Raw genomic sequence first — 12,982 nt, 5'->3', positions numbered from 1 at the left:
CTGCCGTCTATGCTTGACCTCGTCATGCGCGCTGGCGCCGCGGCTCAATGTGGAGCGTCTGCGCCTCTTTCGCCAACGCGACGGCCTGCTCGAGTTCGACCAGCGACAAGGCGCCCTGCAGGTCGACATCCCCGGCCCGCACGCTCGCCAGTGCATCCTGCGCGCCGGGGCCGCTCAGCCACGCGAAGGCCGAGGTGATCGATCCACCGCCAAACTTGGCGCGCAGCGCGGTCGCGGCGGCACGGCTCACGTCGGCGAAGGCCGCCTGGTCCGGTGCCGCGGAAGCGGCGCGAACCAGCAGGCAGAAGGCCTCGAGCTTGTCGGCCTCCACGCGCAGACGCCGGGCACGCCCCGCGCTCATGAGGATGCCGACCGGCAGGCGCATGCCGGGGAGAAAAAGGAGTCCAGGGTCATTGGTGTGCTTCGGAAGAAGCCTGCGATTGTCCGCCCGATCGGCCCTGGCTCGGCGCGTCAACCCTGGATGAACGCCAGCAGGTCCGCGTTGAACTTGTCCGCATGGGTGGTCGCGATGCCGTGCGGCGCGCCGGCGTAGACCTTCAGCGTCGCGCCCCTCACCAGCTTGGCGGACAGCAGGCCCGCAGCGCCGATCGGCACGATCTGGTCGGCGTCGCCGTGCACCACCAGCGTGGGCACGTCGATCTTCTTCAGGTCGGCGGTGAAGTCGGTCTCGGAGAACTGCTTGATGCAGTCGAGCAGGCCCTTGTGCGAGCCGGCCATGCCCTGCAGCCAGAACGAATCGCGCATGCCCTGCGTGACCTTGGAACCTTCGCGGTTGGCGCCGTAGAAGGGCGTGGTGAGGTCCTGGAAGAACTGCGAGCGGTCGGCGGTGACGCCGGCGCGGATGCCGTCGAACACCTCGATCGGCAGGCCGCCCGGGTTGCTGGCGGTCTTGAGCATCAACGGCGGCACGGCGCTCAGCAGCACGGCCTTGGCCACGCGCGTCGTGCCGTGGCGGCCGATGTAGCGCGCCACCTCGCCGCCACCGGTCGAATGGCCGACCAGCACGGCGTCGTGCAGGTCGAGCTTCTCGATCAGCGCGGCGAGGTCGTCGGCGTAGGTGTCCATGTCGTTGCCGTTCCACGGCTGGCTCGAGCGGCCATGGCCGCGGCGGTCGTGGGCGATCACGCGGAAGCCGCGCTCGGCCAGGAAGACCATCTGCGCGTCCCAGGCGTCGGCCGACAGCGGCCAGCCATGCGAGAAGACGACGGGTTGGCCGGTGCCCCAGTCCTTGTAGTAGATCTGGGTGCCGTCTTGGGTGGTGAGGGTGCTCATGTGATTGCTCCGGGGATGAACGGCCGAGGCCGCGAAGACCCGATGCTCCGGCGGCGCGGTTGCCGCCCGGTTTCATGCGGCAGCGCGCAGATTTCAGCTGTAGCGGCCGCCGCCATCATCACTGCGGCCGCGCAGTGCCTCGGCCAGGCGCGTGGCCAGCTCGCGCAGCGCGAGCGGCTTGTGCAGCACCGCGTGCACGCCGGTGGACTGGGCACGCGCCACCATGGCCTGATCCACCTTGCCGCTCATCAGCAGCACCGGCAGATCCGGCCGCCGCGCCCGCAGCAGGCGCGCCAGCTCGGTGCCCGGCATGCCGGGCAGCATCTCGTCGCTGAGCAGCGCGTCGAAGCGGTCGGGGTCGGCCTCGAAGGCCTGCAGCGCCCGCTCGGCCGAATCGAAGCCGACCGGCTCGTAGCCCAGGCCGGCCAGCGTTTCCTCCGCCAGCTCGACCAGGGCGTGCTCGTCGTCCACCACCATCACGACCTCGCCCTGCCCGGCCGGCCATTCGCCGGTGTCGGGCACCGTGGCCGGTGCGCACTCGCCGCACACCGGCAGCCAGACCGACACCTGCGTGCCTTCGCCGGGCACCGAGGCGACATCGATGGCGCCGCCGAGGTCGGCCACGATCCCGTGCACCACCGCCAGCCCGAGCCCGGTGCCCTCACCCTGCTTCTTGGTGGTGAAGAAGGGCTCAAAGATGCGCTGCAGCGCCTCGGGCGGGATGCCCACGCCGGTGTCGCGCACCTCCAGGCAGAGGTGCGGGCCGACGGACAGCTCGGTGTGCAGCAGCACGCGCGGCGCGCGCACGTCGACGCGCCGCAGCCGGATCGACACCGTGCCCGCGCCCTCGATCGCCTGGATCGCGTTGGTGCAGATGTTCATCGCCACCTGGTAGAGCTGCGTGGCGTCGCCCAGCACGGCCGCGTCGCCGGCGTCCAGCTGCGCCTGCAGGTCGACGCCCGCCGGCAGGGTGGACGCGAGCATCGCGACGATCTCTTCCATCAGCGTCTGCACATGCACCGGCGCACGGTCGGTCACGCCGCTGCGGCTGAAGTCGAGGATGCGCCGCACCAGCAGCCGCGCCCGTGCGCCGCCCTGCAGCACGCGGTCGATGTGGCGGCGCAGCGCGCTGCCGGGCTCGGCCTGCTGCTGGGCCAGTTCGCCGAAGCCGAGGATCGCGCCGAGGATGTTGTTGAAGTCGTGCGCGATGCCGCCGGCCAGCGTGCCCAGCGCCTCGAGCCGCTGGGTCTGCTGCAGCCGCGCCTCGAGGCGGCGGCGGTCGCGCTCGGCCTCGGCGTCGCGACGCAACTGGCGCAGCAGCGCCACGATGGTGAGCGCCACCAGCAGGCACACCACCCCGGTACGGATGCTGGCGCTCCACATCTCGTCGTACCAGGGGCGCAAGGCTTCGTCCTCGTCGCGCGTGATCGCCAGGATCAGCGGCAGCGTGCCCACGCCCACCACGGCGATGAGCTTGGAACGGCCGTCGACCGAACTGATGGCACGATCGATCAGCGCGCCGCCCTTGAGCGCCGACAGCTCGGGGAAACGGGTGCGCGGCGCGTCGGCCGGCTGCTGCACCACCACGCTGCCGTCGTCCTGCGCCAGCACCAGCGAACTGCCTTCGCCGAACTGGATGGCCGAATAGGCGCTCTGCAGCGCCTGCAGGGTGACGATGGCCGTCACCACGCCGTCGAAGCTGCCGTCGGGCCGGCTCAGGCGGCGCGAGATCACCACCGCCGGCGCCCGCTCGGTGCGCGTGACGATCGGCTCGTTGATGACCAGGCCGGCCGTGTCGGTGTCGCGCTGCTTGAGGAAGTACGCGCGGTCGGACACGTCGGCCAGCGGTTCCCCCGTGGGGCGCGAACGGAAGCGCTGCATGCCGCTCGCATCGACGATGGTCAGCACGCTCACCTGGGGCACGCCGACCGCGCGCGAATTGAGCGCGGCCACCACGGCCTCGGGCTCGACGCGCCAGGGAAAGTTCTCGTACCAACTGGCCGTGTCGCGCAGCAGCACGTCGACCGACTGCAGGTTGCGGTCGGCCTCGCCGGCCAGGGCGGTCGCAAGGTTGCCCAGTTCGCGCTCGTTGACCGCCATCACCTGCTGGTGCAGCCGCCAGCCGTCGTACGCGGCCGAACCGATGAACGCAACGATCAGCAGCAGGCCGCCGGCGATGACGCGCTCGCGCAGGTGGGCCGATGAACGCATGTCAGTGAGGGGGGCCGATGGCGTCGGCCACGGCATCGAGCAGTTCGCTGGACGTGCAGGGCTTGGACAGCAGCGCGGCCACGCCGAGCGACCTCGCCCGGTCGGAGCCGCCCGAGAGGCTGCGCGCCAGCTGCGCCGACAGGCCGATGATGGGCGCACCGGGGTAGCTCGCCCGCAGCGCACGCACGTGCGGCGCATCGCCATCGCGCAGCTTGGGCAGGTCGGCGATGACCAGCGCCACGCCGGCCAGGGGCGTGGCCGCGCCGCCCCGGGCCGTCTCCACGCCGTAGCCCGCCTGGGTCAGCCACTCGGCAATCAGGGCCTGCATGGCGATGTCTTCTTCGATCAGCACAACTTTCAACATGGAACGCACCCACGGCATGCGGTCGGCAAGGAGCCGCCACTTCTTCGGATGCCATTGGCGCACCGCCCCATGCCGGGGTGATTTCGGCCCGCACGGCCGTGTTTCATATGAAATATGGGGCAGTTGGTGCACGTAACGAATCTACATTACGCTCGCGGCCCATATGGCCAACCGACCTCACATCCTGGTCGTCGACGACGACGCCGCGATCCGCGATCTCGTCAGCACCTACCTCACCGACAACGAGTTCCGCGTGAGCGGCGCTGCCACCGGCGCGCAGATGAAGCAGGCGCTGGAGGACCACGTGATCGACCTGGTGCTGCTCGACCTGCGCCTGAACGGCGAAGACGGCATGCAGCTGGCCCGCGGCCTGCGCGACAGCGGCGAGATCCCGGTGATCATCCTCACCGGCCGCCTCGAGGAGGCCGATCGGGTGATGGGCCTGGAGATGGCGGCCGACGACTACGTGACCAAGCCCTTCAGCAACCGCGAGATGCTCGCGCGCATCCGCGCCGTGCTGCGGCGCTACCAGAAGCGCGGCGACGCGGCGCCCGGCGCACAAGACACGCAGCGCCGCGCTTACCGCTTCGACGGCTGGGAACTGAACCTGCTGGCCCGCCGGCTGACCGCCCCCGACGGCCGCCGCGTCGACCTGAGCAACGGCGAGTTCAACCTGCTGCAAGCCCTGTGCGAGGCACCGCAGCGCGTGCTGTCGCGCGACCGCCTGCTCGAGCTGTCGCGCCTGCACGGCGCCGAGGTGTACGACCGCTCCATCGACGTGCAGATCCTGCGCCTGCGCCGCAAGATCGAGGGCGACCCCTCGTCGCCCCGCTTCATCCAGACCGAGCGCGGCGCAGGCTACGTCTTCAACACACCGGTCGATGTGCTGAACTGATCGGGCAGGTAGCGTTCTCCCAGACGGCAGGAGGGTCGCCGCCGGCTGCCTAAGATGCCGCTGCGCCACCGATTCGCCCCATGACCGCCGTCGCCACCTCGCCCAGCCGCTTTGCCCGCCAGCTCGCGCGGCAGTACGGACTCGACGAAGTCGAGGCCTCGCGCGCGGGCACGCGTCCGCTGGACATGGCGCGCATGCAGTACGTGCAGCCGCATCTCTTCGTGCTGCCGCCGCTGCCGGCCGATGAGGCCTTCGTCGTCAGCGTCGAACTGTCGCGCGCCGGCAGCCGACGCTTCTTCCAGCAGGACGGGGAGACGCACCTGGGGCTGCTGGAGGCCGGCACGGTGCACATCGCCGACCTCGCGACCCGCCCGTCGGCCTACGTCTGCAGCCCATTCCATTCGGTGCTGTTCCGCATCACGCGGGCGGCGCTGGACGACTTCGCCCAGGAATCGGGGGTGGCGGCGGTCGGCGCGCTGCGGTGCGCGCCCGGCACCGCCGACCCGGTGCTCGCACACCTCGCGGCCGCCCTGCTGCCTTCGCTGCGGCGGCCCGCGGAGGCCAGTGCCCTGTTCCTCGACCAGATGGCGCTCGCCCTGTATGCCCACGTCGCACATGCCTACGGCGGCGCGGCGCCCCGCGCGGGCGGCACAGCGGGCCTGGCACCGTGGCAGGAACGCCGCGCCCGCGAGCTGCTCGGGGCCGACCTGGCGCACGATATGTCGCTCGCCGAGGTCGCCGCCGCGTGCGGCCTGTCGCGCAGCCACTTCGGCAAGGCCTTCAAGACCACCACCGGCCAAACCCCACACGCCTGGCGCACGGCGCAGCGCATCGAGACCGCGCAGAGAATGCTGCGCGACGACACGGCCTCGCTCCCGGAGATCGCCATCGCCTGCGGCTTCGCGGACCAGAGCCACCTGACGCGCGTCTTCGGCGCACGTGTGGGCAGTTCGCCGGCGGCATGGCGGCGCATGCGGCGCAGCTAGCGCCCGGCCTGCCTCAGAACGTCGTGCGCAGCGTCACGTTGAGGTTGCGCGGCTCGCCGTAGAAGTTCTGGTACCGCGTCGAATTGAGCCCGGCCCAGTAACGCTGGTCGAACAGGTTCTTGATGTTGAACTGCACGGAGGTCTTGTCGCTGATGCGGTAGGCCACCATCAGGTCTGCCACCGCATAGGCCTTCTGTTCCACCCGCACCGTGCCGCTCTGCACATGCTGCCGGCTCTGCGCGCGCAGGGCGCCGCCCACCGTCCAGGCGTTGAGCGCGCCCGGCAGGCGATGCACGCTGCTCAGGCGCAGCAGGTGCCGCGGCGTGAAGCTGCTGAACACGTTGCCCTCGGACACGGTGTCGTTGAGGTACTTGGTGACGTTGTAGGTGTAGCCCGCCGCCAGCTGCCACCCCGCCATCGGGCTGCCCGCGACCTCCGTCTCGACCCCCTGGCTGCGCACCTTGCCCGACGGCACGTAGCAGCTGAAGGCGGCGCCGCAGGGCGGCGGCGCGCCGGCATCGAGCAGCGGCCGGTTCTTCTGCTCGATCCGGAAAACGGCCAGCGACGCGTTGAGCCGCTTGTCGAAGAACTCGCGCTTGATGCCCGCCTCGTAGTTGGCCCCCACGATCGGATCGAGCACCTTCTGGTCCGCGCCCTTGGCGTTCTGGGCTTCGAAGATGTCCGCGTAGCTCGCGTAGACCGAGGTGTTCGGATCGATGTCGTAGACCAGCCCCGCATAGGGCGTGAGCACGTTGTCGGTGGTGCTGCGGATGTCGTAGCCCCAGGTCGCCGGCGCGACGCCCGCCGCGCGGTAGGTGTTCTCGTAGCGGCTCAGCCGCGCGCCGACGATCAGCTTGAGCGGGTCGCTCAGGCTCAGGCGCGCGGTGGCATAGCCAGCGTGCTGGCGGCCCTCTTCGGAGAAGCGGGACCGGTGCACCAGCCCACCTTGCGGGCGCGCATAGGTCGACGGGTCCCAGGCGAGAACGTTTACCAGGGTGTTCACGTCGTTCGCGAACACGTAGTTGTCCATGTGCATCTCGCTGCGCTGCGTCGACGCGCCCAGCACCAGCTCGTGGCGCCGGCCCAGCAGGCTGAACGGCCCGGTGGCGTAGAGGTCGAGTCCATCGGACTTCGTGTCGTAGTCGAACGGGCCGGACGACAGTCCGATGCCGATCAGGTCGGTCGTCGGCGACACCGGCCCGCTGCCGGCCGCACCTTCCTTGTACATGTCGGTGCGGTTGCTGCGCGCCGACACCCTGAACTTCCAGTCGTTGGCGAAGCGCTGTTCGAGGTCCGCATAGACGGTGGCGCGGTTGCGGTCGCTCAGGTTCCAGTCCGCGCCGAAATAGGTCGAGCGCGGCAGGCCGATGTCGCGGCCGTCGCTGTAGAAAGGCAAGCCCCACCACTCCTGCGCGCCCTTGGACTTCTGCGACGACACGCCCAGGCTCACCGTGGTGTCCCGCGTGAGGTCGGCCTCGAGCACGCCGTACAGCACGGTCTTGCGCTCGTTGACGACGTTCTGGAACGAATGGCTGTCGTCGTAGGCTGCGACCAGGCGGCCGCGCAGCGCGCCGCTCGCCACCAGCGGCCCCGAGACGTCGGCCTCGACGCGGTACGCGTCCCACGAGCCGGCGCCCATGCTCGCGCTCGCCTGGAACTCGCGGGTCGGCTTCTTGCGCACCAGGTTGATCGCGCCGCCGGGCTGGCCGTTGCCCTGCGTGAGGCCGGCCGCGCCGCGCAGGATCTCGACCCGGTCGTAGAGCGAGAGGTCGTCCTGCTGGCTGCTGATGCGCGCGCCGAAATCGGTGGCCGGCGTGCCGTCGGCGATGCCGTCGTACTGCTGCGCCACGCCGAACCCGCGTGCGGTGTAAATGGCGGTGTCGGCCTGGCCGGTCTGCACGGTGATGCCAGTGGCACCGCGCAGGGCCTGGTCGAGCGTCGTGGCGCCCTGGTCGTCGATCTGCTGGCGCGTGATGACCGAAACCGACTGCGGGGTTTCGCGGGGCGAAAGATCGAGCTTGGTCGCCGTGCCCATCGCACCGGTGGTGTAGGCGCCGGTGCCTTCGGTGGCGCTACGCTCGCCCTGCGCGGTCACGGTCACCTGGGGCAGCGTGCTGCCCGATGCGTCGGGCGCGGCGGCGGTCACGACCACGGCCGTGCCGTTGACCGTCGCCACCAGCCCGCTGCCCACCAGCAGGCGGTCGAGTGCCTGGCGCGGGGTCAGCCGGCCGGACACCGCGGGCGCCATCTTTCCCTCGACAAGCGCCGGCTGCACGATCAGTTCCATCCGGGCCTGCCGGGCCAGCGCATTGAGCGCCTGTGCCAGCGGCTGGACCGCCAGTTGAATCTCTTGCGTTGTCGCAGCGGCGTCGCCCGCGGACTGGGCATGCGCCGGGAACGCGCCGCCAGCGAGTGCCACGGCCAATGCCAGTGGGAGGGAACGAAAACGGAAACGAAAACGCGTCATGCAGCGATCTCCAGGAAGGTTTGAATAAGAAGCCTTCTCATGAAGACGCGCAGCGGCGCCCTGCCCCTACCCCCGCCGTCGACTATTTCAGGGCGTGCGACGCGAGAGGATTTCCGTGGCATCGCCGCGTGCCTGCAGTTGCACCGGCAGCACGGTCGGCAGCAGACGCAGGAAGTTGTCGAGCCGGCGTGGATCGAAGGTGCCGGTCAGGCGCAGCGACGCCGCCGCTGCATCGCCGAACACCAGACCGGTGGGCCCGTAGCGCTCGAACTCGGCCAGGGCCTGCGCCAACGGCACGTCGTCGAAGCTGACGCGCCCATCGCGCCATGGCGCGATGCCGGCGCCGGCCACCGGCACGACGGGGCCGAGCGTGCCGTCCGCATCGATCGCGACCTGTTGCCCGGCGTGCAACTCAATGGTGCCGGTGCCCGTGCGCCCGCCGCTCACGGGCGCGTCGGGGCCGCTCCGCGCGACACGCACCCGTCCTTCTTCCACCGCCACCCGCACCCCCCGCTCGCCGGGCACCCCGGGCGTGTGGCGCACCGAGAAGCGCGTGCCCACCACGGTGATGCGCAGCGACCCGGCGACCACATCGAAGGGACGCGACGCATCGCCGTGCACCTGGAACAACGCCTGGCCTTCCGGCAGCCGGACCTCACGGCGCTGGCGGTAGAGGGCCACGTCGATGCGGGTGGCGGTGTCCAGACGCAGGCGGCTGCCGTCGGGCAAGTCGATCTCGCGCTGCTGGCCACGTTGGGTTTCGAATTGCGCCGCGTACACGGGCTGCCGCTGCCAGTACGCCCAGCCACGGACACCGGCGACGCCGACGCAGAGCACGGCGAGCGCCAGCGCGAAACGGGGCACCTCGGCGGCCATGCCCCGCCAGCGCCGACGTGCGGTAGGCACGCCTTGGCGGATCGGTCGCGCCTTCTCGTCCTCCCGCGCCTTGTCGATCGCCAGATCGCGACGCAGCCGCGCGATGCCCTCGGCAGGCAGGGCATCCAGTGCGCGCCATTCGCCCTGCCAACGGGCAAAGGCGGTCGCATGCGCGGCACTTCGGGCCCGCCAGATCTGGAAGAGGGCCTCTTCATCGGCGTCGAGCCCCGCGCCACGGCGCACGAACCAGTCCAGCGCTTCGCCGTCGATGTCGGACGGCGAGGGAGGTCGAGAGGGTTGCGCGTGAAGCATGCGGATCAGTCGCTTCTGGATGTAGACGCACCGGGCGCACAAAACCCGATGCCGGGCCTCGCAGGGTGCAGGTAAAGATTCATGCGCGCTCCATCGGATTCGAACGCCCAGCCGCGGGGGAACTGCCGTCCATGGCGTCCTTGCATTGTCGGCAGGCCGTCAGTGCCTGCTTGATGTGGCGCTCCACCATCTTGACCGAGATGCCCATGCGCGCTGCCGTTTCCACCTGGGACAAGCCGTCGAACCGGTGCAGCAGAAAAGCCTCCCGGCAGCGCAGCGGCAACGCACCGATGACCGCCAGCAACGCATCGACGCCCTGAGCCGACGCGGCAGCCACGTCGGGCTGCCAGGCGCCGGGCGCCGCTAGGTGCTCGATCGGCGCCAGCGCCTCGTCGGCCGCACCGCTCGCGTCGGCTTCTTGCACGCCGCGCACCTCGCGGCGGCGGTGTCGGTCGATCACGAGGTTGCGGGCCGTGCGGTACAGCAGTGCGCGCGGTTCGTCCACCGTTTCGCCGGATCGCTGGAGCGCCAGCAGGCGCACGTAACTCTCCTGCGTCAGGTCGGCCGCGGCATCGCGGTCGTTCAGCCGACGGATGAGGAAATTCAGCAGTTCGCGGTAATAGCGTGCAGCCACGGATCGTAGAAAGCCAGAACGGACGGACGTCCGGTGAGCAGGCTGGCTAAGCACGTGGCTGACCTGATCGCGCCGAGGGGCGCGCGCTGCGGATTATCACGGACGCGGCGCCCGGCCACGCGCCTGCTGCGGCGCCGTACGGCGCTTCTCCCCGCCACCGAGGCAACGCTTGCCTTTGATGTGGCGAGGACTACAGTGCGTGGTGGCCCGCGCAACGCGCGAGCAGCGCGGAGGTCGACATGAACCAGGACCCGTTCGCAGAGCTGAAGCAACGACAGCGGGAGATGTGGGCGTCGTTCGCGCCGATGGCGATGTTCACCACGCCGGTGGCGGGCCACCTCGTGAAGTTCGCGCACATCGGTCCGGGCGACACCGTGCTCGACGTCGGCACCGGGACCGGCGTCGTCGCCCTGACGGCCGCGCGCGCCGGCGCACAGGTCACGGGGCTGGACCTGACGCCCGAACTCCTCGCGCAGGCGCGCGAGAACGCGCGCATCGCGCAGCGACACGACATCACCTGGACCGAGGGCGACGCCGAACAGTTGCCCTACCCCGACGCGTCCTTCGACGTCGTACTGAGTCAGTTCGGTCACCTGTTCGCGCCCCGGCCCGATGTGGCCATCGCGGAGATGCACCGCGTGCTCAAGCCCAACGGACGGATCGCCTTCGCCACCTGGCCGCCCGAGCATGTCGTGGGCCGGATGTTCACCTTCGTCGGTCGCCACTCGCCGCCACCGCCCGCCGGCGCGTCACCGCCGGCGCAGTGGGGCAACCCCCTGGTGATCGCGGAGCGCCTGGGCACGCGCTTCGATGCGCCCTTTTTCGAGCGCGGCACCATGTCGTTTCCAGCGCTCAGCAGCGAGCACTACCGCCTCTTCATGGAACGCTCCATCGGCCCGATGCAGAAGCTCGTTGAGCGGCACGCCGCCGAGCCCGCGAAGCTCGCGATGCTGCGTGCCGAATTCGACGCGATGGTCGCGCCGTACTACATCGACAACGTCGTGCGTCAGGACTACCTGCTGACGCGCGCGCAGGCACGGGGCTGAGCGCACTGGCGGCAGTGCCCAGTCGGTTGCACAGGGCGCTCAGCCCGGCAGGATCGCCGGCACCAGTTCCCGCTGCAGCCGCGCCCGCCACCACTTGAGCGCCTCGCCGGTGGCGGTGGGCTTCCACGCCAGCCAGAAGGTTTCTTCCGGCCGTGACTCCTCGCGGGCCAGCTCGACCAGCGTGCCGCGCGCCAGCGCCTCGCGCACGCAGTCGCGCGGCAGGAAGCCGTGGCCCAGGCCATCGACCTGGCAGGCGATCTTGGCCGCCATCGACGGCACCGTGAGCCGGCGCTGGCCCGGCAGCAGGCCGATGGTGCGGTCGGACAGCGCCCGCGCGCCGTCGCCCACCACCACCGCCGTGTGCTGCAGCAGGTCGGCCCGCGTGAGCGGACGGCGCAGCATGGCCAGCGGATGCGTGGGCGCTACGCAGAAGACGAAGGACAGGCTGCCCACGGCCACCGCCTTGTAGCCGCCGCCGGCCGGCCCGTCGCTGGCGGCCACGATGAGGTCGGCGCGGCCATCGCGCAGCGCCTCCCACGTGCCGGTCATCGTGTCGCAGCCGATGCGCAAGCGCGTGCCGCAATTCAGGTCCTCGAACGCGCGGATATCGTGGTTGAAGGCGCTGGTGGGGATGAGCGAGTCGTGCACCAGCCGCAGCTCCGACTCGAAGCCGGTGGCGATCTGCCGCATGCGCGATTCGAGCTCGCCGGCCGCGGCGATGAGCCAGCGCCCTTCCTTGAGCATCTCCTGGCCGGCCGGCGTGAGCGTGACGCGCGGCCCCTGCCGCACGAAGAGCGCCAGGCCAAGTTGCTCTTCGAGCTTGCCGATGGCGTACGAGATGGTCGAGGGCACCTTGTGCAGCCGCTCCGACGCGGCCGCGAAGGAGCCGTGGCGCGCGATGGCGTCGACCAGCTCGATCGCCTCCAGGGTGAGCTTCAGCATCGCCATGCCTCCAAATTAATCATCGAAAACATCGATCGATCATCCATAAACGTTTCAGCATCCGACGGGGCACCGGACGCGATACTTTCCTCACGCCACGAACTTCCCCACCTGAATTCCCTGCGATTGACTGCAGAGCAGGCGTCAGACGGATCGTGAATTTCATCGACAGAGAAAGACAAAGGAACGCATCATGCTCGAACTTCGCAAGGCCGACCAGCGCGGCGTCGCCAACCACGGCTGGCTCCGCTCCCGCCACACCTTCTCCTTCGGCCACTACCACGACCCCAAGCAGCAGGGCTTCTCCGATCTGCTGGTCATCAACGACGACCGGGTCGACCCGGCGCAGGGTTTCGGCACCCACCCGCACCGCGACATGGAGATCTTTTCGTACGTGCTCGACGGCGCCCTGGCCCACCAGGACTCGATGGGCACCGGCTCGGTCATCCGGCCGGGCGACGTGCAGATGATGAGCGCCGGCACCGGCGTGCGTCACAGCGAGTTCAACCACTCGAAGACCGACGGCGTGCACTTCCTGCAGATCTGGATCGTGCCGTCGGTGAAGGGCGCCGCGCCGCGCTACCAGCAGGTGCACTTCAGCGACGCCGAGAAGCGCGGCCGGTTGCGCCTCATCGCCTCGCCCGAAGGCACCGACGGCTCGCTCGGCGTGCACCAGGACATGCGGATGTACGCCGGCCTGTTCGACGGTGCGGAGAGCACGACCCTCGAGGTCGGCCCCGACCGTTACGCTTACGTGCACGTGGCGCGCGGCAGCGTCGAGGTCAACGGCGAGAAGCTGGGCGAAGGCGACGGTGTCCGCATCCGCGACGAGCGCCAGCTGCGCTTCGCCAAGGGCGAACAGGCCGAGGTGCTGGTGTTCGACCTGCGGCCGCACGAGCGGCCATCGATGTGAGGCATTGAGGCGCTGGCCACGCCGGGACGGCCACCGCGCTTAC

The 12,982-nt window shown here is 70.2% G+C and carries 12 protein-coding genes; 4 read left to right on the top strand and 8 right to left on the bottom strand.

The window, feature by feature from the left end:
• Positions 1-22: 22 nt before the first annotated feature.
• The 4 genes from QTH86_RS21630 to QTH86_RS21615 all read right to left on the bottom strand — a co-directional run bounded on the left by QTH86_RS21630 (position 23) and on the right by QTH86_RS21615 (position 3,868).
• On the bottom strand, positions 23-385 hold the full coding sequence (locus tag QTH86_RS21630) for a hypothetical protein (RefSeq protein WP_286648211.1): 363 nt from the start codon (positions 383-385) through the stop codon (positions 23-25).
• 86 nt (positions 386-471) lie between these two features.
• Positions 472-1,293 (bottom strand): alpha/beta fold hydrolase, encoded by an 822-nt coding sequence (locus QTH86_RS21625; RefSeq protein WP_286648210.1) that lies wholly within the window; start codon positions 1,291-1,293, stop codon positions 472-474.
• A gap of 93 nt (positions 1,294-1,386) precedes the next feature.
• On the bottom strand, positions 1,387-3,504 hold the full coding sequence (locus tag QTH86_RS21620) for an ATP-binding protein (RefSeq protein ID WP_286648209.1): 2,118 nt from the start codon (positions 3,502-3,504) through the stop codon (positions 1,387-1,389).
• A gap of 1 nt (position 3,505) precedes the next feature.
• Positions 3,506-3,868 (bottom strand): response regulator, encoded by a 363-nt coding sequence (locus tag QTH86_RS21615; RefSeq protein ID WP_286648208.1) that lies wholly within the window; start codon positions 3,866-3,868, stop codon positions 3,506-3,508.
• A 163-nt stretch (positions 3,869-4,031) separates the two neighbouring features.
• Here QTH86_RS21615 and QTH86_RS21610 point away from each other — a divergent pair, with 163 nt between their 5' ends.
• Together QTH86_RS21610 and QTH86_RS21605 are read left to right on the top strand one after the other, a co-directional pair.
• Entirely contained in the window at positions 4,032-4,763 is a 732-nt protein-coding gene (locus QTH86_RS21610; protein ID WP_286648207.1) for a response regulator, read from the top strand.
• A gap of 80 nt (positions 4,764-4,843) precedes the next feature.
• Positions 4,844-5,749 carry a helix-turn-helix domain-containing protein gene (locus tag QTH86_RS21605; RefSeq protein WP_286648206.1) on the top strand — a complete coding sequence of 302 codons (906 nt, stop codon included), beginning with the start codon at positions 4,844-4,846 and terminating at the stop codon, positions 5,747-5,749.
• A gap of 13 nt (positions 5,750-5,762) precedes the next feature.
• Here QTH86_RS21605 and QTH86_RS21600 read toward each other — a convergent pair whose 3' ends face one another.
• From QTH86_RS21600 to QTH86_RS21590, 3 genes are all read right to left on the bottom strand, one after another.
• The gene (locus QTH86_RS21600; protein WP_286648205.1) at positions 5,763-8,216 is read right to left on the bottom strand and encodes a TonB-dependent siderophore receptor; all 2,454 of its coding nucleotides are present in this window, start codon (positions 8,214-8,216) and stop codon (positions 5,763-5,765) included.
• A gap of 87 nt (positions 8,217-8,303) precedes the next feature.
• Complete coding sequence (locus QTH86_RS21595) at positions 8,304-9,404, bottom strand: FecR family protein (RefSeq protein ID WP_286648204.1); 1,101 nt, start codon at positions 9,402-9,404, stop codon at positions 8,304-8,306.
• Between the two features lie 79 nt (positions 9,405-9,483).
• Positions 9,484-10,038, bottom strand: a complete 555-nt coding sequence (locus QTH86_RS21590; protein WP_286648203.1) for a sigma-70 family RNA polymerase sigma factor — start codon at positions 10,036-10,038, stop codon at positions 9,484-9,486.
• Positions 10,039-10,277: 239 nt separating this feature from the next.
• On the opposite strand from QTH86_RS21590, the gene QTH86_RS21585 reads away from it, so the two are divergent.
• The gene (locus tag QTH86_RS21585) at positions 10,278-11,084 is read left to right on the top strand and encodes a class I SAM-dependent methyltransferase (RefSeq protein ID WP_286648202.1); all 807 of its coding nucleotides are present in this window, start codon (positions 10,278-10,280) and stop codon (positions 11,082-11,084) included.
• A gap of 39 nt (positions 11,085-11,123) precedes the next feature.
• Here QTH86_RS21585 and QTH86_RS21580 read toward each other — a convergent pair whose 3' ends face one another.
• Complete coding sequence (locus QTH86_RS21580) at positions 11,124-12,026, bottom strand: LysR family transcriptional regulator (protein ID WP_286648201.1); 903 nt, start codon at positions 12,024-12,026, stop codon at positions 11,124-11,126.
• Between the two features lie 193 nt (positions 12,027-12,219).
• Between QTH86_RS21580 and QTH86_RS21575 the strand changes: the two genes are divergently transcribed.
• Entirely contained in the window at positions 12,220-12,939 is a 720-nt protein-coding gene (locus tag QTH86_RS21575; protein ID WP_286648200.1) for a pirin family protein, read from the top strand.
• Positions 12,940-12,982 lie beyond the last annotated feature (43 nt).

Source organism: Variovorax sp. J2L1-78, assembly GCF_030317205.1.
GTDB lineage: Bacteria > Pseudomonadota > Gammaproteobacteria > Burkholderiales > Burkholderiaceae_C > Variovorax > Variovorax arabinosiphilus.
This window is presented reverse-complemented; position numbering and strand designations above follow the sequence as displayed.